The 20,906-nt window shown below is 67.5% G+C and carries 17 protein-coding genes; 7 read left to right on the forward strand and 10 right to left on the reverse strand.

Translation table 11 applies throughout. The features are described from left to right. The first annotated feature begins 9 nt into the window (after positions 1-9). From nosP to IB278_RS25690, 5 genes are all read left to right on the forward strand, one after another. Positions 10-1,170, forward strand: coding sequence for a nitric oxide-sensing protein NosP (gene nosP, locus IB278_RS25670; RefSeq protein WP_192326450.1), 1,161 nt, complete (start codon positions 10-12; stop codon positions 1,168-1,170). Then, positions 1,163-2,260 (forward strand): sensor histidine kinase, encoded by a 1,098-nt coding sequence (locus IB278_RS25675; protein ID WP_192326452.1) that lies wholly within the window; start codon positions 1,163-1,165, stop codon positions 2,258-2,260. The genes nosP and IB278_RS25675 overlap by 8 nt, the downstream gene beginning before the upstream one ends. Then, a complete protein-coding gene (locus IB278_RS25680; RefSeq protein WP_192326454.1) occupies positions 2,257-4,524 on the forward strand; it encodes a putative bifunctional diguanylate cyclase/phosphodiesterase in 2,268 nt (755 codons plus the stop codon). Before IB278_RS25675 ends, IB278_RS25680 begins: the two co-directional genes overlap by 4 nt. Continuing rightward, entirely contained in the window at positions 4,521-5,507 is a 987-nt protein-coding gene (locus IB278_RS25685; RefSeq protein ID WP_192326456.1) for a TRAP transporter substrate-binding protein, read from the forward strand. The genes IB278_RS25680 and IB278_RS25685 overlap by 4 nt, the downstream gene beginning before the upstream one ends. Positions 5,508-5,583: 76 nt before the next feature. After that, positions 5,584-7,755 carry a putative bifunctional diguanylate cyclase/phosphodiesterase gene (locus IB278_RS25690; protein WP_192326458.1) on the forward strand — a complete coding sequence of 724 codons (2,172 nt, stop codon included), beginning with the start codon at positions 5,584-5,586 and terminating at the stop codon, positions 7,753-7,755. Positions 7,756-7,759: 4 nt separating this feature from the next. Here the strand turns inward: IB278_RS25690 and IB278_RS25695 are convergent, their stop codons facing one another. Beyond that, positions 7,760-8,527, reverse strand: coding sequence for an SDR family oxidoreductase (locus tag IB278_RS25695; RefSeq protein WP_192326460.1), 768 nt, complete (start codon positions 8,525-8,527; stop codon positions 7,760-7,762). A 99-nt stretch (positions 8,528-8,626) separates the two neighbouring features. Between IB278_RS25695 and IB278_RS25700 the strand changes: the two genes are divergently transcribed. Continuing rightward, positions 8,627-9,529 (forward strand): AraC family transcriptional regulator, encoded by a 903-nt coding sequence (locus IB278_RS25700; RefSeq protein WP_192326462.1) that lies wholly within the window; start codon positions 8,627-8,629, stop codon positions 9,527-9,529. Positions 9,530-9,562: 33 nt separating this feature from the next. Here IB278_RS25700 and IB278_RS25705 read toward each other — a convergent pair whose 3' ends face one another. The 8 genes from IB278_RS25705 to IB278_RS25740 all read right to left on the reverse strand — a co-directional run bounded on the left by IB278_RS25705 (position 9,563) and on the right by IB278_RS25740 (position 18,432). Beyond that, positions 9,563-10,960 (reverse strand): amidase, encoded by a 1,398-nt coding sequence (locus IB278_RS25705; protein WP_192326464.1) that lies wholly within the window; start codon positions 10,958-10,960, stop codon positions 9,563-9,565. Beyond that, positions 10,957-11,661, reverse strand: a complete 705-nt coding sequence (locus IB278_RS25710; protein ID WP_192326466.1) for an ABC transporter ATP-binding protein — start codon at positions 11,659-11,661, stop codon at positions 10,957-10,959. Before IB278_RS25710 ends, IB278_RS25705 begins: the two co-directional genes overlap by 4 nt. Before the next feature lie 15 nt (positions 11,662-11,676). Further along, a complete protein-coding gene (locus tag IB278_RS25715; protein WP_145746952.1) occupies positions 11,677-12,396 on the reverse strand; it encodes an ATP-binding cassette domain-containing protein in 720 nt (239 codons plus the stop codon). Continuing rightward, positions 12,393-13,481, reverse strand: a complete 1,089-nt coding sequence (locus IB278_RS25720; RefSeq protein ID WP_318646712.1) for a branched-chain amino acid ABC transporter permease — start codon at positions 13,479-13,481, stop codon at positions 12,393-12,395. Before IB278_RS25720 ends, IB278_RS25715 begins: the two co-directional genes overlap by 4 nt. Further along, positions 13,478-14,344: an ABC transporter permease subunit gene (locus tag IB278_RS25725; protein WP_192326468.1), complete on the reverse strand. Its 867-nt coding sequence runs from the start codon at positions 14,342-14,344 to the stop codon at positions 13,478-13,480. The genes IB278_RS25720 and IB278_RS25725 overlap by 4 nt, the downstream gene beginning before the upstream one ends. 15 nt (positions 14,345-14,359) lie before the next feature. Next, on the reverse strand, positions 14,360-15,586 hold the full coding sequence (locus IB278_RS25730; RefSeq protein ID WP_145746950.1) for an ABC transporter substrate-binding protein: 1,227 nt from the start codon (positions 15,584-15,586) through the stop codon (positions 14,360-14,362). An 85-nt stretch (positions 15,587-15,671) separates the two neighbouring features. Next, positions 15,672-17,189: an amidase gene (locus IB278_RS25735; protein ID WP_192326470.1), complete on the reverse strand. Its 1,518-nt coding sequence runs from the start codon at positions 17,187-17,189 to the stop codon at positions 15,672-15,674. A 139-nt stretch (positions 17,190-17,328) separates the two neighbouring features. Continuing rightward, entirely contained in the window at positions 17,329-18,432 is a 1,104-nt protein-coding gene (locus IB278_RS25740) for a substrate-binding domain-containing protein (protein ID WP_192326472.1), read from the reverse strand. A gap of 163 nt (positions 18,433-18,595) precedes the next feature. Between IB278_RS25740 and IB278_RS25745 the strand changes: the two genes are divergently transcribed. Beyond that, positions 18,596-19,030 carry a MarR family winged helix-turn-helix transcriptional regulator gene (locus IB278_RS25745; RefSeq protein WP_145746948.1) on the forward strand — a complete coding sequence of 145 codons (435 nt, stop codon included), beginning with the start codon at positions 18,596-18,598 and terminating at the stop codon, positions 19,028-19,030. 56 nt (positions 19,031-19,086) lie between these two features. Here the strand turns inward: IB278_RS25745 and IB278_RS25750 are convergent, their stop codons facing one another. Beyond that, on the reverse strand, positions 19,087-20,454 hold the full coding sequence (locus IB278_RS25750) for a replication initiation protein (protein WP_192326474.1): 1,368 nt from the start codon (positions 20,452-20,454) through the stop codon (positions 19,087-19,089). Between the last annotated feature and the right edge of the window lie 452 nt (positions 20,455-20,906).

Here is a 20,906-nt window from a genome sequence, read left to right on the forward strand (position 1 = left end):
AGTCGCCACATGACGGAGACGGACTGCATACGCAAAGCCCACTCCTGCGCGACGGACCCCCGCAAGGCCGCGCAGGAATTCCATGCCTTGGTGGCGCAGCCCGCCATGGCGCTGGTGATCTTCTATTGCTCCAGCGAATACGACCTCGATGCGCTTGCCGACGAGATGAAACGCCTGTTCGGCGACGTGCCGGTCGCGGGCTGCACCACGGCCGGGGAAATCGGCCCCGCCGGATTGCGCGACCACAGCCTTGCGGGTGCGAGTTTTCCGGCCAGCCACTTCCGGGTGGCGGCAGGCCAGGTCGAACAGCTGCAGCAGTTCAAGGTGGAGGCCGGCCAGGACTTCGCCCAGGCGCTGCTGCACGAGCTGCTGGCCGCGGGCCCGCCCGGCGACGCGGACCACAGCTTCGCGCTGCTGCTGATCGATGGCCTGTCGCTGCGCGAGGAACCCGTCACACGCGCCTTCCAGACCGCACTGGGCAGGCTTCCCCTGCTCGGCGGTTCGGCCGGCGACGGCATGAAGTTCGACCGGACCCAGGTCTACTGGAACGGCCGGTTCTGCTCCGACTGCGCGGTGCTGGTGCTGGTGGCGTCGCGCATGCCGTTTCGCATCTTCAAGACGCAGCACATCGTCGCCACCGACGACAGGCTGGTCGTGACCGAGGCGGACGCCGCCTCGCGCACCGTCAAGGAAATCAACGGCCTGCCGGCCAGCCAGGAGTACGCGCGAATGCTCGGCATCGATGCCTCCGACCTGGACCCTTCGCGCTTCGCGGCCTGGCCGGTGGTGCTGACGATCGGCGGCACCACCTATGTGCGCTCGATCCAGAAGGCCAATCCGGATGGCAGCCTGACTTTTTTCTGTGCGATCGAGAACGGCCTGGTCCTGCGGGTGGCCAAGGGTGTGGACCTGCTGGAGAACCTGCAGCAGGCCTTCGCCGGCATCCGCGCCGAGATCGGACCGCCGCAGCTGGTGCTGGGCTACGACTGCATCCTGCGCAAGCTGGAAATCGCACAGAGCAGCGCGAAGGACCGCATCGGCGAACTCCTGCAGGAGAACAACACGGTCGGCTTCCACACCTATGGCGAGCAGTTCCGCGGCGTGCACGTCAACCAGACGCTGGTCGGCATCGCATTCGGCACTAACGGCGGGGAGGCCAGCCATGTCTGAGACTGCAACGCAAGAGCGCCCCGGCGCGCAGGCGCTGTCCCCGACGGACGAGATCGCACGGCTCAACAAGATCGTCCAGGCCCTGATGGACCGTGCCGAGCGCAGCGCCAATGCGCAGGGCTCCGACTTCAACCTCTTCCAGACCACCATCATGCTGGAGGAGCAGGTGCTCAGCCGCACCGCCGAGCTGGAAGCGGCGCTGCGCGAGAACGAGGAGGTCAACCGGGTGCTGCGCAAGACGCAGGCCGACCTGGTGGCCGCGGCGCGCTCGGCCGGCATGGCCGAGATCGCCACCAACGTGCTGCACAACGTGGGCAACGTGCTCAACAGCGTCAACGTATCCGCCGGGCTGATCCTCTCCAAGGTTCGCGCGTCCAAGGTGGAAGGGCTCGCGCGCGCGGTGCAATTGATGAACGCGCATGCGGACGGGCTGGGCACCTTCCTCGCCTCCGACGCCAAGGGCAAGATGCTCCCGGGCTATCTGATGCAGCTGACACCGCTCCTGGTGGCGGAGCAGCGCGCCGTCGTCGACGAACTGGTGGCCCTGACCAAGAGCGTCGACCACATCAAGGAGATCATCGCCGCGCAGCAGGCCCATGCCGGCGCCTCCAGCCTGGTCGAGGCGATACGGATCCACGAGGTGGTCGAGGATGCATTGCGCATGAACGCTGGTGGCCCGGCGCGCCACCAGGTGGTGATGCAGAGCGACCTCGCACGGATTCCCGAGCTGCCGCTGGACAGGGGCCGGGTGCTGCAGGTGCTGACGAACCTGGTGCGCAATGCCAGGCAGGCGATGGAGGCGGCGGCGGACGACAGCGCGAAGCTCATGCTGGATGCGGAGATCGTGGAGGACGAGACGCTGCGCATCCGCGTGGCGGACACGGGCGTCGGCATCGCCCCGGAAAACCTGACGCGGGTGTTCGTGCACGGGTTCACCACCAAGAAGGACGGCCACGGCTTCGGCCTGCACAGCGCCGCGATCGCGGCGCGCGAGATGGGCGGCACGCTGGCCGTCCACAGCGACGGGCCCGGCACCGGCGCCACCTTCACGCTCGAACTTCCGATCAGAAAGCCTGGACAGACGCCATGAGCAAACCGCAGAACCGCCGCATCCTCCTGGCGGACGACACGCCGGCCATCCACGAGGACTTCCGCAAGATCCTTCTCCCCGCGGCCGCGGATGCGAACCTGGACGACCTGGAGTCCGCGCTGTTCGGCACCTCGGCCAGGAAAAGCGAAGCGGACTTCGTGCTGGACAGCGCCTACCAGGGGCAGGAGGCGCTCGCGAAGCTGCGCGAGGCATTGGCGGCCGAGGCGCCCTACGCCATGGCGTTCATCGACATGCGCATGCCCCCGGGGTGGGACGGCGTCGAGACCATCGAGCAGCTGTGGCTCGAAGACCCGCGCCTGCAGATCGTGATCTGCACGGCCTACGCGGACCAGTCGTGGGTCGAGGTGTTCGAGCGGCTGGATGCGCGCGACCGCCTGCTGGTGCTCAAGAAGCCCTTCGATCCGATCGAGGTGCGCCAGCTGGCCAGCGCGCTCACCATGAAGTGGCAGATGACGGAGGACGCCGCCTTCAAGATGAACCAGCTCGAGCAGGCCGTGGAGGAACGCACGCGCGAGCTGTCGGACGCCAACATCATCGTGCAGAACAGCCCGACCATCCTCTACCGCCTGCGCGGTGAGCCGGCGTTCCCGCTGATCTACATCTCGCACAACATCACCAAGTTCGGCCACGAACCGGCGGCCCTGCTGGCCAACCCGAACTGGGCGGACGTGCTGATCGACCCGGCCGACCAGCCCGGCGTCGCCGCCGCGATGGCGCGCGTGCTCGAAAAGGACGCCGAAGGCGCCTCCATCGAATACCGCCTGTGCACCGGCGACGGCGCGCGGCGCTGGGTCGAGAACCGCTACGTTCCGGTGCGCGACAAGGACGGCCGGCTCATCGAGGTCGAGGGCATCGTCATCGACGTCACCGAGCGCAAGGCGGCGGAGGAGCAACTCGCAAGGCTGGCGCGCACCGACGGGCTCACGGGCCTGGCCAACCGCGCCACCCTGATCGAGCGCCTGCACCAGGCCCACGCCGCGGCACGGCGCGGCTCGGTGCCGTTCGCGCTCCATTGCCTCGACCTGGACCACTTCAAGCCGGTCAACGACATGTTCGGCCATCCGGGCGGCGACCTGCTGCTGCGCGAGGTGGCCCTGCGGCTGAAGAACTGCACCCGCGAGACCGACGTGGTGGCGCGGCTGGGCGGCGACGAGTTCGCCGTGCTGCAAAGCGAGATGACCGATCCGGCCGCCGCGGGCGCGCTGGCCGCGAAGATCCAGCAGGCGCTTGCGCGCCCGTACATGATCAACGGCAACCAGGTGCATGCCTCGGCCAGCATCGGCATCTGTCCCTATGCATCCAGCAGCGAGAGCCCGGAGGAAATGCTTGCGCAGGCCGACGTGGCGCTCTACCGCTCGAAGGAACAGGGGCGCAACCAGTACCACTTCCACTCCGAGGAACTCGACTTCGAAGTGCGCGACCGCGTGGCGCTCGGCGAGGACCTGAAGCAGGCCATCGAGCGCGAGGAGCTGGAGCTCTACTACCAGCCGCAGGTCGAGCTGTCCTCCGGAAAGATCGTGGGCGTGGAGGCGCTGCTGCGCTGGAACCATCCCAAGCGCGGCCTGCTCGACGCGGCCGCGTTCGTGCCGATCGCCGAGCGCACCGGCGGCATCGTCGCGCTCGGCCGCTGGGTGCTGGACCAGGCCTGCAGGCAACTGAACGTGTGGCGCGAACAGGGCGTGGCACCGCCCGTCGTGGCCATCAACCTGTCGCTCGGGCAGCTCCGGCAAGGCGGCGAGCTGATCCGCGACGTGACCGAGAGCCTCGCGAAATGGCAGCTCGATCCCTCCGTGCTGGAGTTCGACGTCACGGAGTCGACGCTGGCCCAGATGACATGGACCCACAACGACGTGCTGCCCAGGCTGCGGGCGCTCGGCGTGCGCATTGCGATCGACGACTTCGGCACCGAATATTCCTCGTTCGAATACCTGCGGACCTACCGCGTGAACCACCTGAAGATCGCGCAGTCGATGCTCAAGCGGGCCATCGACGATCCGGACAGCGCAGCCACGGTTCGCGCCATCATGAATCTCGCGCGCGAAGCGCGCATCGGCATCATCGTCGAGGGACTGGAGACGCAGACGCAGCTCGCCTTTCTTCAATCGACCGGCTCCACCACGCTGGCGCAGGGCTACTACTTCAGCGAGGCCGTGATGGCCACCGAGGCCGGCGACTTCCTGCGCTCGGGCACCATGGAGCAGAGCGAGCGCAGCAAGGGCGGGGACCACGGGGCCGCCGCATGAAAAAAGCGCTTCTGCTGCTTGTCGCGGCCTGGGGCCTCGCGGCGCCGGCCGTGCATGCCGAGCCCGTCGTGCTCTCGCTGGTGCACGCCGCCGCCATCACGCACCCGGCCCATCTGGCGGCGCTGCAGTTCGCCAAGCGGGTCGAGGAGCGTACCCACGGGCAGGTCCGCACCGAGATCTTTCCCGCGTCCCAGCTCGGCAGCGAGAACGAACTGCTGCAGAAAGTCAGGCTGGGTGCGGTCGACATGGACGTGACCTCGATGAACTACCTCATCAAGTACGAGAAGACGTTCTCCGTCGTCGTCATGCCGTATCTCTTCGACAGCTATGCGCACGCCCACCGTGTGCTCGATGGCCCGGCCATGAACTGGCTCGCGCCGCTGGCCGAGAAGCAGGGCTTCGTCATCCTGTCCAACTGGGAATGGGGATTCCGCAACATCACCAACAACAAGCGCCCGATCAACGTGCCCGAGGACGTGAGAGGCCTCAGGGTGCGCGTTCCGCCTGTCGCGGAACTCGAGGCCACGATGGAAGCGCTGGGCGCCCAGGTCATCAAGGTCGGCTTCAAGGAACTTCCCCAGGCGCTGTCGCAGGGCCTGGTCGACGGCCAGGAGAACCCGCTCAACGTCATCTACTACAACAAGTTGTACGAGGTGCAAAAGCACCTCGCCCTGACCCGCCATGTGTACTACAACACGCTCCACCTCATGAGCACCAGGACCTGGGCGAAGCTCACGCCGGCCGAGCAGGCGATCGTGCGTGAAGAGAGCAAGGCGGCGGGCGACGGCATGCGCAAGAAGATCATTGCCGAAGAGGAGGAGCTGATCGCAAAGATGATTGCCGCCGGCGTGAAGGTCACGCGCCCCGACCCGGCGCCGTTCCGCGCTGCCACGCAGGGCGCCCGGGAGGAGATCAGGCGCTTCGCGGGCGACGAGAACGTGCGCACGTTCCTGAAGATGGTCGACGCAGAGCGAAGGCAGTGACGCATCTCTCCAGCAGCGACTTGGGAGCGAGCCGCAATTGATCAAATTCCCGATCGACTTCTCCTGGGGGAGAAGAATGCGCAGCCTGCGGGTGGAGATCGCACTGGGATTCGGCGTCCTCATTGTGCTGATGCTCGCACTGGGCGTGTCCTTCTATCTGAGCGAACAGCGTTCCGCGGCGGCCATCGACAAGCTGCTGAACAGCGACAACCGGATGGCGGACCTGAGCCTGCGCAGTTCGCTGGCGATGTACAAGGCCCGCGACGCCGAGAACGAACTCCTGCTGTCCGCGGACCGGCTCGGGGTGGCGCAGGCGAGCGCGCTCTCCCTGCCGGCCATGCAGAACCATTTGCTGGACATGCGGGAGTACCTTGCCAGCCTTCGGATCCTCTCGACGGATCCGGAATTCAGGGACCGGGTCGACCGGATCGAGGCCCAGACCCGGCAGTACGAGGACGGATTCCTCGCGTTCATCGCGCGGCGTGGCAAGGAGGACTCCCCGGGCTCGGCCCACGCGCTTCGCCAAGGCTACGTCGACACGGCCGTCGCCATCGAGTCCTCGGTGGAGGCACTGCACACCGCGGCGACCAAGCGCGCGCTCCAGACGCGCAGCGATGTCGAACGCGCCGCCAGGTTGTCGCGCTGGGCCGCCATCGCCATGGTCGTCCTGGCCACCGTTCTGGGCGTGGTGGTCGCGAGCATCGTCTCGCAACGCATCACGGGCTCCATCGCGCAGCTCATCGCCTTTTCCCGGCGTGTGGCCGCGGGAGACCTCGGTGCCAGGGCGCCGCACGGCCGCGCGGATGAGTTCGGCATCCTCGCGAACGCCATGAACCAGATGGCGGAGTCGATCGAGAATTCCAATGCGCTGCTGGAGAGCAGCGCCAACAGCCTGAAGCACCAGGCCACCCACGACGTACTGACGGGCCTTCCGAACCGCGCGCTGCTGGAGGATCGTCTCCGGCAAGCCATCTCGTACGCCGATCGATACGGTCGGCTGATGACGGTGGTGTTCATCAACCTCGACGGCTTCAAGCGGGTCAACGACAGCCTGGGCCGCAAGGCCGGCGACGAACTGCTGAAGGTCATGGCCGAACGCATGACCCGGTGCCTGCGCAGCGTGGACACGGTGGTGCGGACGGGCGGCGACGAATTCGTGATCGTCCTGTACGACCAGCCCGGAGACGGAACGGAGGTCGCGCCGGCCCTGCAAAGGCTGCTCGAGACCATTGCGCAGCCGGTCGAGATCGACGGCCAGGGGGTCCAGGTCACGGCCAGCCTGGGCGTGGCCACCTATCCCGCGGACGGCGCCGATGCCGACGCCTTGCTCATGAACGCCGATGCCGCGATGTCCGGCGCCAAGGCTTCGGGGCGCAACAATTTCCAGTTCTATGCGGCCGAGATGAACGGTGCGATCCGCGACAGGCTCGCCCTGTGCGAAGGACTGCGCCATGCCATCGCGCGGGGCGAGTTCCACCTGCTGTACCAGCCCCAGGTGGAGATGGGATCGGGCCGGGTGACGGGCGTGGAGGCACTGATCCGCTGGCAGCATTCCGAGCGCGGCCTGGTCTCCCCGGTGGAATTCATTCCCCTGGCGGAGGAGACCGGCCTCATCGTTCCCATCGGCGAATGGGTGCTGCGCACCGCCTGCTTCCAGAACAAGGCCTGGCAGGACGCGGGCGTGCCGGCCTTCAGCGTTTCGGTCAACGTGTCCGCACGGCAGTTCAGGGAACGGACCCTGATCGAGCAGGTCGCACAGGCGCTCGGGGACAGCGGGCTCGACGCCCGGTTCCTGGAGCTGGAGCTCACCGAAAGCATGGTCATGGAAGACCTCGAGAAGGCCCTGCAATCGATGAAGGCCCTGCAGGCGATGGGCGTGCAGTTCTCCATCGACGATTTCGGCACCGGCTATTCCAGCTTGAGCGCGCTCAAGCGCTTTCCCATCGCCCGGCTGAAGATCGATCGCGCCTTCGTGCGCGACATTCCCGGCGACGAAGACGACAAGGCCATCGCCAAGGCCATCATTTCGCTGGGGCACGAGCTCAACCTCAGGGTCATCGCCGAAGGCGTCGAGACCGAGCAGCAACTGGACTTCCTGCGCGCCCATGGCTGCGACGAAATGCAGGGCTATCTCTTCAGCCGGCCCGTGCCGCCCGCCGAGCTTGCGGCCCTGGTCAGGTCGCGCTCGGGCATGGCGGCAGCAGCCGGCCCGTCCGATGCGCGCCCGAGGCGGGTGGCGGCACGCTGAGCCTTCACGCGCCGGACTGGCACAAGGCAGCGGCGTTCCGGGCGAGTGCGATCGCATCGGCACCCGCTGGATACCGGAGCGTTGCGGCGGGGTCGCCCGCGGCGCGCCACACGGCCTCGGCCACGTCCGGCTCGGTGGTCACTGCCGTCGGGCTCCCGAGCGCCGCGAAGATGGACTGCGCGAAGGGCGTATAGGCCTCGGGAATCAGGCCTTGCATGCGCTCTGCCCCATTGGCCGTGAAGCGCGTGCCCGGCCCATAGCCGGGCTCGACAAGCTTCACTCGAACGTCGAACGGGGCGAGCTCGAGCGCCAGCGACGCCGTGAAACCTTCGATCGCGGTCTTGCTCGCGGTGTACGCCGCCACGAGCGGCATCGGCGCGAGCGTGACGGTCGACGTCACGTTGACGACCAGCCCCGACCTGCGGCGCCGGAACTGCGGCAGCACGGCCTGGGTCATCGCCATCGTGCCGAAGGTGTTCGTTTCGAAGATGTCGCGCACGGTGGCCATCGGTGTCGCCTCGAACGCCCCGAAGAGTCCGAGGCCGGCGTTGTTCACGAGGACGTCGATCGGTCCGGCGGCTTCGAGCGCGGCGGCAATGCTTTCGGGCTGCGTCACATCCAGGGGCAGCACGCGCAGGCGCTCCGAAACAGGGAAGAGCTCGGCGCGCGGCGTCCGCATGGTGGCGATCACCTGCCAGCCCCGGGCCAGAAAGTGGCGCGCGGTTTCCAGGCCGTAGCCGGACGAGCAGCCGGTGATCAGGATGGTCTTCATCGGAATTCCTTTGAGCTTGGGTTGAGGTGCGTCACGATATCGCCGGCCCGAAGGACTTCCTACAATCCAGAGTCCATACTTTGTTTGCAGGAGTCCTGCATGGCTGATCCCCTCGCACAAGTCGTCCAGCTGCTTCGCCCGCGTGCGGTGTACGCGAAGGTGATCAGCGGCGCCGGTTCGTGGGCGGTACGCTATTCGGCATTCGGCGAGCCCAGCTTCTGCACGATGCTCGAGGGCGAATGCGTTCTTGCGGTGGACGGGCAGCAACCCCTCGCCCTGGTCGCCGGCGACTTCGTGCTCATGCCAGCGACACCGGGATTCACCATGTCGGGCCTCGAGCCGGCGGTGCCGGTCGCCGTGGATCCCAAGCTGGCACCCGCGCCGACGGACGAGATCCGCCATGGCCGGCGCGAGGGCCCGCCTGACATGCGGATGCTCGGCGGCTACTTCGCCTTCGATTCGCCGGATGCCTCGCTGCTGGCGTCGCTGCTTCCGACGCTGCTGCACGTGCGCGACATCGGGCGGCTTTCCGTTCTGGTGCAGCTCGTGAGGGAGGAGTCGCTCGAACAGAAGCCGGGGCGCGATCTCGTGCTCGAACGCCTTGTCGAACTGCTGCTGATCGAGGCTCTGCGCTCCACGCCCGGCGAAGCTGCGCCGCCGGGGCTGCTTCGCGGCCTGGCCGACCCGCGCCTGTCGATCGCGCTGCGGCATCTTCACGACAACCCCGCGCATTCGTGGACGGTGGCCGACCTCGCAGGAAAGGCCGCACTGTCGCGGTCGGCGTTCTTCGAGCGCTTCTCGCGCGCCGTCGGCTTGCCGCCGATGGAGTACCTGCTTGCCTGGCGCATGGCCATCGCAAAGGATCTGCTCGCCCGCGGCGATGCCGGCATCGCAGAAGTTGCCGAACGCGTCGGCTATGGCTGCGCCAGCGCGTTCAGCACGGCGTTCAGGCGCTGCGTGGGCCAACCACCGGGCCGCTACGCGCGGCAGCAGACGCCCTGACCCGGCGCCTGGACTCGTACATGAAGGAAGGGGCTACAGCGCCGGATGCCGCTGATGCCAGTCGGTCGCCTGCTGGAAGGCCCAGCCGGCGCGCACCAGCAGCTCTTCCTCGAAGTGGCGCGCGACGAACTGGAACGCGACCGGCGTGCCCGCGTCGGTGAAGCCGCCGGGCAGCGTGATCGTCGGGCTGCCGCTCATGTCCAGCGGACAGGTGTAGCGCAGCATCGCGGACATCAGCTCGGCGTCCTCGCCGAAGCTCAGCATGCGCTCGAGCGTGGGCGAGGCGACGCCCTGCGAGGGCATCAGCAGCAGATCGATGCCCTCGAACATCTCGCGCACCCTGCCGCTGAAGGCATGGCGGTGGAGCACGATCTTCTGGTAGTCGATGCCGCTCTGCGCACGGCCCAGGTCGAGCAGGCCCGAGAGCGCCGGGCCGTACATCTGCTTGCGCGCGGGATAGGTCGACTCGTGCACCACGGCCGCCTCGATGCCGCAGAGCGGGAACCAGTCGGCGATCACCTGCACCGGGTCGGGGAACGTCACGTGGCGCACCTCGGCGCCGAGCTGGCGCACGGCCGCGAGCGCACCATCCATCACCTTCGCGGTGGCCGCGTCGACGCCCTCCCCGTTCCAGCGCGCATCGATGCCCACGCGCAGGCCGCGCAAGCCGCGCTCCATGCCCGCGAGGTAGTTGGGCACGGCCGCGAGGCTCGCGGTCGGGTCTTTCGGATCGGCCCCCGCGATGGCGCCGAGCATCGCACCCGCATCGGCCGCGCTGCGCGTCATCGGGCCGATGTGGTCGAGCGTGGCGGCCAGCTCGAAGGCGCCATGGCGGCTCACGCGGCCCCAGGTCGGCTTCAGGCCGGTGAGGCCATTGGCGGAGGACGGAAAGCGGATCGAGCCGCCCGTGTCGGTGCCGAGCGAGCCATAGCAGAGCCCCGCGGCGGTCGCCACGCCCGAGCCGCTCGACGAGGCACCTGACCAGTGCGCCGCGTTCCACGGATTGGCCGGCGGCGTGACGGTGGGGTGGTGATCGGCATAGGCGCTCTCGGTGAGCTGCAGCTTGCCGAGGATCACGGCACCGGCTTCGCGCAGCTTGCGCACGGCCGTGCCGTCCTCGGTGGGCACGAAGTCGCGGTAGAGCGTCATGCCGGCGGCGGTGGCCACGCCCTTTGTCCAGCACAGGTCCTTCACCGCCACCGGCACGCCGTGCAGCGGCCCGCGGATCTCGCCCCGGGCGATCTCGGCCTCGGCGCGGCGCGCGTCGGCCAGCGCCTGTTCGGCCATCACGATCACATAGCTCTTGAGCGCGCCGTCGACCTTTTCGATGCGCGCGAGCTGCGCTTGCGTGACCTCGACCGGCGAGAACTCCTTGCGCTGGATGCGCTGGCCGATGTCCACCAGCTCGAGGTAATGCAGTTCGTTGCTCATCCATGGACTCCTGTGTATTGGCTCATGATTTCGAAATCGCCGAGGTGCTCGCGCGGGATCTCGCCGCCGATCTGGCCGCGCTTGATGACCAGCACGCGCTGCGACACGGCCGCAATGAATTCGAGGTTCTGCTCCACCAGCACGATCGTGAGCTCCATGCGGTCGCGCAGCGCGGCCAGCGTCTCGGCGATCTCCTCGATGATCGAAGGCTGGATGCCTTCGGTCGGCTCGTCGAGCAGCAGCAGCGTCGGCTTGCCGGCCAGCGCGCGGGCCAGCGCCAGCAGCTGCTGCTCGCCGCCCGAGAGCGAGCCGCCGGGCCGCTCGAGCAGCGGCTTCAGCCGCGGAAAGTCTTCCAGCAGCGCCTCGACGGTGTCCATCGTGCGCTCGCCGGTCTTCACCAGGCCCATGCGCAGGTTGTCCATGGCGCTGAGCGCCGGAAAGATCTCGCGCCCCTGCGGCACATAGGCCATGCCCAGGCGCGCCCGCGCATGCGGCGCATGGCGCGTGATGTCGGTGCCGTCGAAGCGCACCGCGCCGGCGGCGGTGCGCAGCGCGCCGATCAGCGTGCGCAGCAGCGTGGTCTTGCCCATGCCGTTGTGGCCCAGGATGCCCACCGACTCGCCCCGCGCGATGGTGAGCGAAACGTCGTGCAGCACCGGGATGGCACCGTAGCCGGCATGGAGACCCGTGACTTCGAGCATGCGTGCCTTTCCGGTTCAGTGCGGCTTCTTGCCGAGATAGATCTGCTGGATCAGCGGATCGCTCATGATGCGGTCCGGCGTGTCCTCCTTGATCACGGCGCCCTGGTGCAGCACCGTCACCTTCCTGGCGATCATGCGGATGAAGTTCATGTCGTGTTCCACCACCACCAGCGCATGCCGGCGGTTGATCTCCAGGATGAGCTCGGCCGTGCGCGCCACCTCGCCGTCGCTCATGCCGGCGGCGGGCTCGTCCAGCAGGATCAGCGGCGGATCGGCCGCGATCACCACGCCGATCTCCACCCACTGCCGCATGCCGTGCGCCAGCAGGCCCGCCGTCACGTCGCGGTACGCATGCATGCCCACGCGCTCGAGCGTCTCGCGCGTGATGCGGTCGGCCTGCGCGGTGCTGTTCAGGCGCCGCGCCGAGAGCCACACGTTCTCCCACACGCTGAGGCCGTTGAACAGGCTGGGCACCTGGGTCTTGATGCCGATGCCCAGGCGGCCCGGGTCGTGCGGCTGCATCTTCGAGATGTCCTGGCCGCGGAACAGGATCTGGCCCGAGGTCGGCTTGACCTGGCCGGTCAGCAGCTTGAAGAAGGTGCTCTTGCCGGCACCGTTGGGGCCGATCACGCAGCGCAGCTCGGCCTCGGCCAGGGTGAAGTTGACGTCGCGCGTGGCATGCACGCCGCCGAAGCGCACGTTGAGGTTGCGCGTCTCGATCAGGGGCGTGCTCATGGCGCCGTCTCCGTCGCAGCCAAAGCGCGCGGCGGTTCCATGGGGGCCGCCGCGGGTGCGGCCACTTTCGCAGCAGGGGCCGGCGCCTTGCGCCAGCGCCGCCACGCCATGTCGATCAGGTCGCCGAGGGTCGGCACGATGCCGCGCGGCACCAGCAGCACGAAGACCACCAGGATGGCGCCGAGCACCAGGTTCGAGTTGAAGGCCTGCTGCGTGCCGATCTGCGAGCTGAGCCACTGGATTGCGACGCAGCCGACGATCGGCCCGACCAGCGTGCCCAGCCCGCCGACGATGACCCAGATGATGATCTGCGCTGACTGCGCGAGGCCGAAGATGGTCGGGCTGGTGAAGGCGCCCCAGTTCGCGAACAGGCAGCCCGCGAGGCCGGCGACCGCGCCGCCCAGCGTGAAGCAGAAGAGCTTGTAGACGCGCGCGTCGTAGCCCAGCAGCAGCACGCGCTGCTCGTTCTCCCTGGCCGCCACGATCACGCGGCCGATCTTCGAGGCGATCAGCACGCGCAGTCCCAGGTAGACCAGCAGCAGGCAGGTGAAGGTGACGTAGAACAGGTCCTTCGGCGTCAGCACCTCGTCCTGCTGACCGGGCCAGTTGAGCGCCGGTATCGCCGGGATGCCGTTGAAGCCGCCCAGCGGCGCGCTGCCGATGCGCCACTCGGGCCCGGCGGTGGAGTTGACCAGGTTGAACAGGATCAGCGTGACGGTGAGCGTGATCACGCCCATGTACACGTCCGACAGCCGGCCGTAGAAGATCACGTAGCCCAGCAGCCCGGCGAACAGCGCGGGCACCACGATCGCGAGCAGGAAGGGCACGGTGCTGTCGCCCATGTTCATCACCGCGATCGCGTAGGTGTACGAGCCGAGGCCGAAGAAGGCGGCCTGGCCGAAGCACAGGATGCCGCCGAAGCCCCAGATGAAGGCCAGGCTCACGCCGAGGATCGACATGACGGCGTAGATCGTGACTTCGATCAGCGTGTAGTCGTCCATCACGCCGGGCAGGCCGAAGAGCAGCGCGATGCCCACGGCCAGGCTGACCGCCGCGCTGGCCCAGGACTTGGCAAAACGGTTCACAGGGACCCCTTGAAGAAACGTCCGGTGATGCCTTGCGGCAGCAGCCGCAGCATCACGATGGCCGCGACGAGCAGCGCCACCTCGCCGAGCACCGGCGTGGTCACGAAGGTCGCGAGCTGGTTGATGGCACCGAACAGGCCGGAGGCGCCGAGCAGGCCCGCGAGGATGGCCGGCCCGCCGCCGATCACGGTGATGAAGGCCTTGGCCACGAAGGCCGCACCCATGGTCGGCACCACGCCGGTCAGCGGCGCGAGCAGCCCGCCGGCCAGGCCGGAGAGCGCGGCGCCCACCGCGAAGGTCACCGAGTACACGCGGCTCGGGCTGATGCCCAGCGCGTTCGCCATGTCGGGCTTCTGCATGGTGCCGCGCGCGATGAGGCCGAGCTGCGTGCGCGTGAGCACGAAGCGGATCGCGAGCGCGAGCGCCACGGCCACCGCGATGATCACCAGCGTGTAGCCGCTGACCGAGTAGGCGCCGACCGAGAAGCTGCCGAGCGGCGCCGAGACGCCCGCCGTGGTGTTGCCCGCCACCGAGGTGACGATGCCCACCAGCAGCAGCGACAGCCCCCAGGTGGCCAGCATGGTGTCGACCATGCGGCCGTAGAGGCGCCGGATGACCAGCCGCTCCAGCACCACGCCGACCATGCCCACCGCGATGGGCGCGACGACGAAGATCGCGATCCACAGGTTGATGCCGAGCTTGAGCGCCGCGATCACGGCATAGGCGCCGAGCATCATGAACTCGCCGTGCGCGAGATTGATGACCTTCATCATCCCGAAGATGACGGCCAGCCCGGCCGAGACGATGACCAGGCTCGCCACCGCGTAGAGCACCTGGATGAGGACGACGAACGCGAGATCCATGTCGGCGCCCTGCCCTCAGACCTTGATCACGTACTGCTGGTTGTCCTTCGGATTCTTCACGAGGTTGCAGACCGCGCTGGTGTCCACCGGCGGCTGCTGCTGGAAGGTCTCGACGATGTTGAGCTGCTTGTTGCGCACCTCCGCGATGCTCACGTTCAGCACGCAGTGGTGGGTGGCCGCATCGAGCGTGACCTTGCCGCTCGGGCCGTCGATGCTGATGCCGGTCTCCAGCGCCGCGATCATCTTCTCACGGTCCAGCGAGCCGGCCTTCTTGACGCCCTCGGCCCAGAGCTTGAAGCCCTGGTAGGTGCCCATCGCGAGCTCGGTGATGTTGGGATAGTCGGCACCGAAGCGTTTGTAGAAGCGCTCCTTGAAGGCCTTGTTCTGCGGCGTGTCGAGGTTCTGGAAATAGTTGTACGAAATGAGGAAGCCGTCGGTCTCGGCCTGCGACAGCACGATGTGCTCGTTGCCGCCCGCGAAGGTGGTGGACGCGAGCGGGATCTTCTTGGTCAGGCCCGCGGCCGCCCACTGGCGGTAGAACGAGATGTGCGCACCGCCGACCAGCGCCGAGACGATCATGTCGGGCTTGGCCGCCTCGATCTTCGAGATGGTCGGGCCGAAGTTGGTCACGTCGAGCGGGAAGAAGTCGATGGAAGCCACCGAGCCGCCGTTGTCCTGCACGAACTTCTTCACCCATTGCGAGGTGATCTGGCCGTAGTTGTAGTCGGCCGCCACCACGTAGACCTTCTTGCCCCACTTCTTCATCGCGTAGGGAATGAGCTTGGCGACGGTCTGCCCGGGCGTGACGCCGGTGCAGAAGGTGTTGCGGTCGCACACGCCGCCTTCGTACTGCGTGTTGTAGAAGTACAGCGTCTTGTTGCGCGTGAGCACCGGCCGGATCACTTCGCGCGAGGCCGAGGTGATGCCGCCCATCACCACCGTCGACTTGTCCTTGAGCGCCGACTGCTGCGCGAACTGCGCGTAGAGCTGCATGTTCGACTGCGGGTCGTAGGTGGCCAGCTTGAGCTTCCTGCCCAGCAGGCCGCCGGCCGCGTTCTGCTCCTCGACCGCGAGCGTCATGCAGTCGGCCATCGGCTTGCCGTAGATGTCCAGCCCGCCCGACATGTCGATGATGCTGCCCACGACGATCTCGTCGGCCGCCATGGCGGCCATCGGAAACAGCGGCACCGCGGTGCCCGCCAGGGCGGCGGCCGACGACTGGATGAAGGAACGACGATCCATGGAACTAACTCCTCGATGTTCGGCAGACGCAGCCGCCGCTGTGCTTATCGGAAAGGCAGGAACGGAAAGAGAACGGGCGAAAGCCTCAGATGGCCTTCCAGTCGCCGGCCTGCTCGAAGGCATAGGCGGCGCGGTAGATGGTGGCCTCGTCGCAGTGGCGGCCGGTGAGCATCATCCCGACCGGCAGGCCGTCGACGAGCCCGCAGGGCACGCTCATCGACGGATGGCCCGTGACGTCGAAGGGACAGGTGTTGGGCAGCACCTCGAAGGCGCGCGTGACCACTTCCTCGATGCTCGCGCCGGGCGGCGGCAGCGGCGTGGCCGTGATCGGCAGCGTGGGCATCAGCAGCAGGTCGAAGTTGGCCAGCGTGCTGTCGTAGGCCGCGGTCAGCTGGCGCGCGAGGTTCTGCGCCTTGGCGTAGTAGTGGCCGCGGTAGTGCTTGATGAAGTACTCGCCCAGCACCATCGTGAGCTTGAGCGTTTCCGAAAGCTCGTCGGCGCGCTGCTTCCAGCCGGCATGGAAGTCGACCATGCCCGTGACGTAGAGGCCCTTCCAGTTGAAGCCGTGGCCGTTGTCCTTCATCATCTGCTGGGTCGCGCCCTCGGCCGCGATCGGCAGCCAGATCGCCGGGCCGACCGCGTGCATCGGTACCGACACCTCGCTGACGATGGCGCCCAGTTTCGTGAATACGTCGGCCGCCTTGCGCACCTTGGCGCCGACGGCGGCATCCGACTGGGGCCAGCCGAAGCCCTCCTTGACGATGCCGATGCGCAGGCCGCGAACGCCCTCCTTCATGAGCTCGCTGTAGGGCTTGGCGGTCTGGCCCGCATGCTGGCGCGGATCGAGTCCGTCGGGGCCGGCCAGCACCTCGAGCATCAGCGCGTTGTCGGTCACGTTGGCCGTCATCGGACCGGTGTGGTCGATGGTGAGTTCGATCGGCATCACGCCGGTGTAGGGCACCAGGCCGTGCGTGGCCTTCATGCCGTAGATGCCGCAGTAGGACGCCGGCATGCGGATGGAGCCGCCCTGGTCGCCGCCGATGGCCAGGTCCACCTCGCCGGCCGCCACCAGCGCCGCGCTGCCCGACGAGGAGCCGCCGGCCGAATAGCCCATGCGGTGCGGGTTGTGCACCGGCCCCGAGGCGCTGGTGTGCGAGCCGCCCGAGAAGCAGAAGTACTCGCAGACCGACTTGCCCACCACCGTGGCGCCGGCATCGAGCAGCCGCGTGACGACCGTGGCGTCCACGTTCGGCACATAGCCTTCGAGCGTGGAGGCGCCGTTCATCATCGGCACGCCGGCAAGGCAGACGTTGTCCTTGAGCACCACGGTCTTTCCGGCGAGCTTGCCCTCGGGCTTGCCCTTGATCGTGGTCTTGACGTACCAGGCGCCGTACTTGTTCTCCTCGCCCAGCGGGCGGTAGCCGGGCGTGCGCGCGTAGCTCACCACGGGCAGGTAGTCGGGCATCGCGTCGACCGCGTCGTAGGCATCGAAGTTGGCCTGCAGCAGCGCGTTGTAGCTGCTCGCCTGCGCTTCGGACAGATGGATACCCAGACTCAGCGCGACATCTTGCAGCTGGTCCAGGGTGGGGCGCTTGATGGCCATGAACGACTCCGTGTTTCGTGTGGAAGGATGCGTCCGCAGCCCATCGGGCATGGGCGCGACACGGAGCGATTCTGGAATCCGATATTTTCCAAGTCAAGTATTTTATTTGCTTTGGAAAATAAAATACATCGCCAGCCGCTCACAGCCGCGTGATCACGCGGAACACGTTGCCCTCGGCGCGAGCCAGGTAGATGGGGGTGTGGGTGATGCCGTCGGCGCCATAGGCCGCGTCGCGCGCGCTGCGGTAGCGCAGCGGCGAAGCGTCGAGCCCCTGGTGGCCGGCCGGCGGGCGCCGCCGGCGCTCGAGCAGCGCTGCGAGGAAGTGCATGCCCTCGTAGGTCGACTGGCCGAAGGTGTTGAGCGTGGGCGCGCGCTCGCCGAAGTGCGAGCGGTAGCGCTCCTTGAAGGCCAGGTTGGCTTCGGTGTCGAGCGTGGCGAAGTAGCCGCAAGCGACGTAGAGGTCCTCCGCGTTGTCGGCGCCGATGCCCAGCAGCTCGTTTTCGCCGATGGCGCAGGACAGCCTGAACATTGCGCGCGACAGGCCGGCGGCGCCGAAGGCGCGGTTGAACTCGATCGCGTCCTGCCCGACCAGCGACAGCACGACCGCGTCCGCCCTGCCCCGACGCAGCGCGTCGAGCGCCTCGGAAAAGTCGGTGGTGCCGAAGGGCACGTACATTTCGCCGACCAGCTCGCCGCCGGCCTCGGCGATGTAGCCGCGCGCCATGCGGTGCGACACGTGCGGCCACACGTAGTCGTTGCCGATGGCGAACCAGCGCCGCGGACGCTTGCGCGCGCCGAGCCAGCGGATCGCGGGCCCGAGCTGGCGCGCCGTCGTCTCGCCGATGGCGAAGACGCCCGGCGTCGACTCCCCGCCTTCGTAGAGCGGGGTGTAGACGAACGGGATCTGCCCGCCGACGGCCCTCAGGATGCGCTGGCGCACGGCGCTGGTGTGCATGCCGATGATGGCGTCGATGTCGCCCGCCTGCACCAACTCGATCAGCGTGGCCTCGATGTCGGGCGCATCGTCCGCGGCGTTGACGGTCAAGAGCCGGCAGCCGCGCCCGCCAATGCCCGCCTCGCGGTTGAGCTCCGCGACGGCCAGCTTGGCCGACGATAGTGCGGACGGCCCCCAGATGCCGGCCGTGCCGCCCAGCGGCACGCACAGCGCGATCTGGAGTTCCTGGCGCGCGAGCGCGGGCCGCTCGGCCCGTGCGGATGGCGCGAAGGCGAGCGGGCGAGGCATGACCGATCCAGGGGAAGAAAACATCGGGAGCTCCCGGGCAACGCACCAAGACGGCAACAGGGGCAGACGCTATCGCAAAAATCGCGCCAATACTTTCCTGGGAAAAGGATCGTTGCTAAACTGGCGGCTTCCAACCACGCGACAAAGACCGTTGCCTCGCCCCATGCCCGAGCAAGACATTTCGCAATACCTGGCGTATCTGCTGGCCTCCGCCAACCGGCGCATGCGCATCGGACTGGCCCAGTCGATCGCGGCGGAAGAGGTCACCGAGGAGCATTGGCGCATCCTCCAGGTGCTGGGCGACGAGCAGGGCCGCGCCATGGGCGAGCTGGCCGAACTGGTGCTGCTCAACCACCCGGCGCTCACCAAGAACATCGACAAGCTCGTGAGCCGCGGCCTGGTGCAGCGCGCCGCCGACGCGGCCGACAGCCGGCGCGTGCTGGTCTACATCACCGACCTCGGGCTGGAAACCGTGTCACGGCTCAAGAAGAGCGTGGACGCGCACCACCACGTGATCGAGGAAGCGCTGGGCCCGCGCAAGACCAGCCAGCTCAAGAAGCTGCTGGAGACCTTCATCGACGAATGCGAGGCCGGCTGAGACACTCGCGGTGATGAGCCTCAGATGATGAGTGTGGGCTCACATAATCAACATCGTCAGAGCCCGGCCACGCCGCGCTGAAGCGCGAAATCCAGCAGCACGCGATCGGAGGGCTCTTCGGGCCAGGTGTCCTCGGCCAGCCAGCGGAAGAAGGTGGTCGCGGCCACGCGGCTGGCGGGGCCGTCGCGCCGCCAGGCGCGCGCGATGGGGGCCGCCACCTGATCGAGCCGTTCGGCCTCGAAGCGCATGCGCACCTCGGCCTGCATGGGCTGCGGCATCTCGGCGAATACGGCGCGCGCCTGCCCCATGCGGTCGTTCTCCCAGAGCTCGCGGATGCGCCGCAGCCGGTCGGCCTCCGACAGCACCGCCACGGGTGGTGCCAGCGCCGGGCCGCTGCTGGGCGCCGGCTCCATCGCAGTCACGCCCGCGTAGCCCTTCTTCAGCGCATCCTTGAAATACGCGGCCGGCGACTTGAGCTCCGGCATCGAGGCATTGCGCAGCCGCTGGTCCACATGGTCGAGCGTGGCGCGGATCTGCCCTTCGTCGGTGGTGGCGTAGAGATCCTGCGCCTCGTCCTGTTTCAAACCCAGCGCGATCAGGCGCCCGACCAGCGCCAGGTCGAAGACGTTGCGGTTGGACGCGCTGATGTCGCCCAGGCGCTGCTGGACCTTGGGAACGACCCGGAACTGGATCTCCTCGATCTTGCGGCCGCGCTTGTGCTCGATCAGCTCGAGCCCGAAGTCCTCGCACAGCGCGTCGATCTCGGCCAGCGCCTTGCTGATGACGTCGCGCTTGAGGAAGCGGTAGTCGACCTCCTTGATGTCGCTGCGACCCGTCAGCACCGCGGCCCACCAGACCACGTCCTCGCGCATCGACAGCCGCCCCGGCGAGGTCAGGTAGCGCGCGCCGATTTCGTACAGCACCGCGGCGGAATAGCTGCGCATCTGGCTGCTCATTTCCAGCAGCACGCGCGTGTACTGGTGCGGCTTGACCAGACGCTCCTTGATCTCGTCCGGATAGCGCCAGGTCACCATGCAGGGCCGCCCCCTGCCCTGCTCCTCGATCGTGACCGTGCCCAGCAGCTGGGAAGACACCCAGCGCTTCAGGGAGCTGCTGCTGGTCGACCATTCGATGGTCGTGGCCTGCATGTCGCGCAGGTGCGATTTGAGCAGCTCGGTGTTGTTGGAGTTGAAGCGGGCGTCGCCGATCAGCTCGCTCAAGGTCAGCCGGTAGACCGGCTCGTCCACGCCCTGGCGCTGCGAGTGGTAGAGCAGCGCGTTGTAGATGCGCCGCGACAGCAGCGTGAGCCGGCCGCGCTTGGGGCGGATGGCGATGGCTTCGTTGGCCTTGGCAACGCTCTGTTCCTCCGCCGTGGGCGGTTGCCGCGGCGGAGACCGGGATTGTGAATTGTCTTCTTCGACCATGGTCCGCTGCGGCAATCAGATGGTTTCACATCATGCCTTTGCATTGTGATTTCGTCAATTCACATTACACCGGCGATGGTGCCTTGGTATGTTTGCAGATAAACACTTGGGAAATTGAAGAATTGGGATTCCGCTTTCCTCCATCGTGACAATCACTTAGGCCCTCTCATGTGAGATCGGTTGGGATTGAATGTGAGAACGGATGGGATTTGGCGTGAGCCTTGTTGGGAGACAAGCGCCACTGTTGTGAGGCCGGATGGGTTCCAATGTGAGTGGATATGGGTTCCGGCCACGGGCAGCGCCCCTGTTTGGGGCCCCAGGCGGCAGCCGACGGCGTAAAAGACCCGTGCGAGGCGCCCTGCCCCCGGTTTTGGGGTCCTGCGGCGGCTGGCTTGCGAGGGGCTGGGGTCCGGGTCCCCAATCTTCCTCACAATACTTCGCGGTGCTGCAGT

Origin of the sequence: Variovorax sp. VRV01 (genome assembly GCF_014852545.1) — a bacterium.
GTDB lineage: Bacteria > Pseudomonadota > Gammaproteobacteria > Burkholderiales > Burkholderiaceae_C > Variovorax > Variovorax beijingensis_A.

Excerpts from the sequence above, each read along its gene's own strand:
- IB278_RS25750 (WP_192326474.1), bottom strand. The coding sequence starts at position 20,454 with ATGGTCGAAGAAGACAATTCACAATCCCGGTCTCCGCCGCGGCAACCG.
- IB278_RS25705 (WP_192326464.1), bottom strand. The coding sequence starts at position 10,960 with ATGAGCAACGAACTGCATTACCTCGAGCTGGTGGACATCGGCCAGCGC.
- nosP (WP_192326450.1), top strand. The coding sequence starts at position 10 with ATGACGGAGACGGACTGCATACGCAAAGCCCACTCCTGCGCGACGGAC.
- IB278_RS25710 (WP_192326466.1), bottom strand. The coding sequence starts at position 11,661 with ATGCTCGAAGTCACGGGTCTCCATGCCGGCTACGGTGCCATCCCGGTG.
- IB278_RS25685 (WP_192326456.1), top strand. The coding sequence starts at position 4,521 with ATGAAAAAAGCGCTTCTGCTGCTTGTCGCGGCCTGGGGCCTCGCGGCG.
- IB278_RS25675 (WP_192326452.1), top strand. The coding sequence starts at position 1,163 with ATGTCTGAGACTGCAACGCAAGAGCGCCCCGGCGCGCAGGCGCTGTCC.
- IB278_RS25700 (WP_192326462.1), top strand. The coding sequence starts at position 8,627 with ATGGCTGATCCCCTCGCACAAGTCGTCCAGCTGCTTCGCCCGCGTGCG.
- IB278_RS25745 (WP_145746948.1), top strand. The coding sequence starts at position 18,596 with ATGCCCGAGCAAGACATTTCGCAATACCTGGCGTATCTGCTGGCCTCC.
- IB278_RS25680 (WP_192326454.1), top strand. The coding sequence starts at position 2,257 with ATGAGCAAACCGCAGAACCGCCGCATCCTCCTGGCGGACGACACGCCG.
- IB278_RS25715 (WP_145746952.1), bottom strand. The coding sequence starts at position 12,396 with ATGAGCACGCCCCTGATCGAGACGCGCAACCTCAACGTGCGCTTCGGC.
- IB278_RS25730 (WP_145746950.1), bottom strand. The coding sequence starts at position 15,586 with ATGGATCGTCGTTCCTTCATCCAGTCGTCGGCCGCCGCCCTGGCGGGC.
- IB278_RS25695 (WP_192326460.1), bottom strand. The coding sequence starts at position 8,527 with ATGAAGACCATCCTGATCACCGGCTGCTCGTCCGGCTACGGCCTGGAA.
- IB278_RS25690 (WP_192326458.1), top strand. The coding sequence starts at position 5,584 with ATGCGCAGCCTGCGGGTGGAGATCGCACTGGGATTCGGCGTCCTCATT.
- IB278_RS25740 (WP_192326472.1), bottom strand. The coding sequence starts at position 18,432 with ATGCCTCGCCCGCTCGCCTTCGCGCCATCCGCACGGGCCGAGCGGCCC.
- IB278_RS25725 (WP_192326468.1), bottom strand. The coding sequence starts at position 14,344 with ATGGATCTCGCGTTCGTCGTCCTCATCCAGGTGCTCTACGCGGTGGCG.
- IB278_RS25735 (WP_192326470.1), bottom strand. The coding sequence starts at position 17,189 with ATGGCCATCAAGCGCCCCACCCTGGACCAGCTGCAAGATGTCGCGCTG.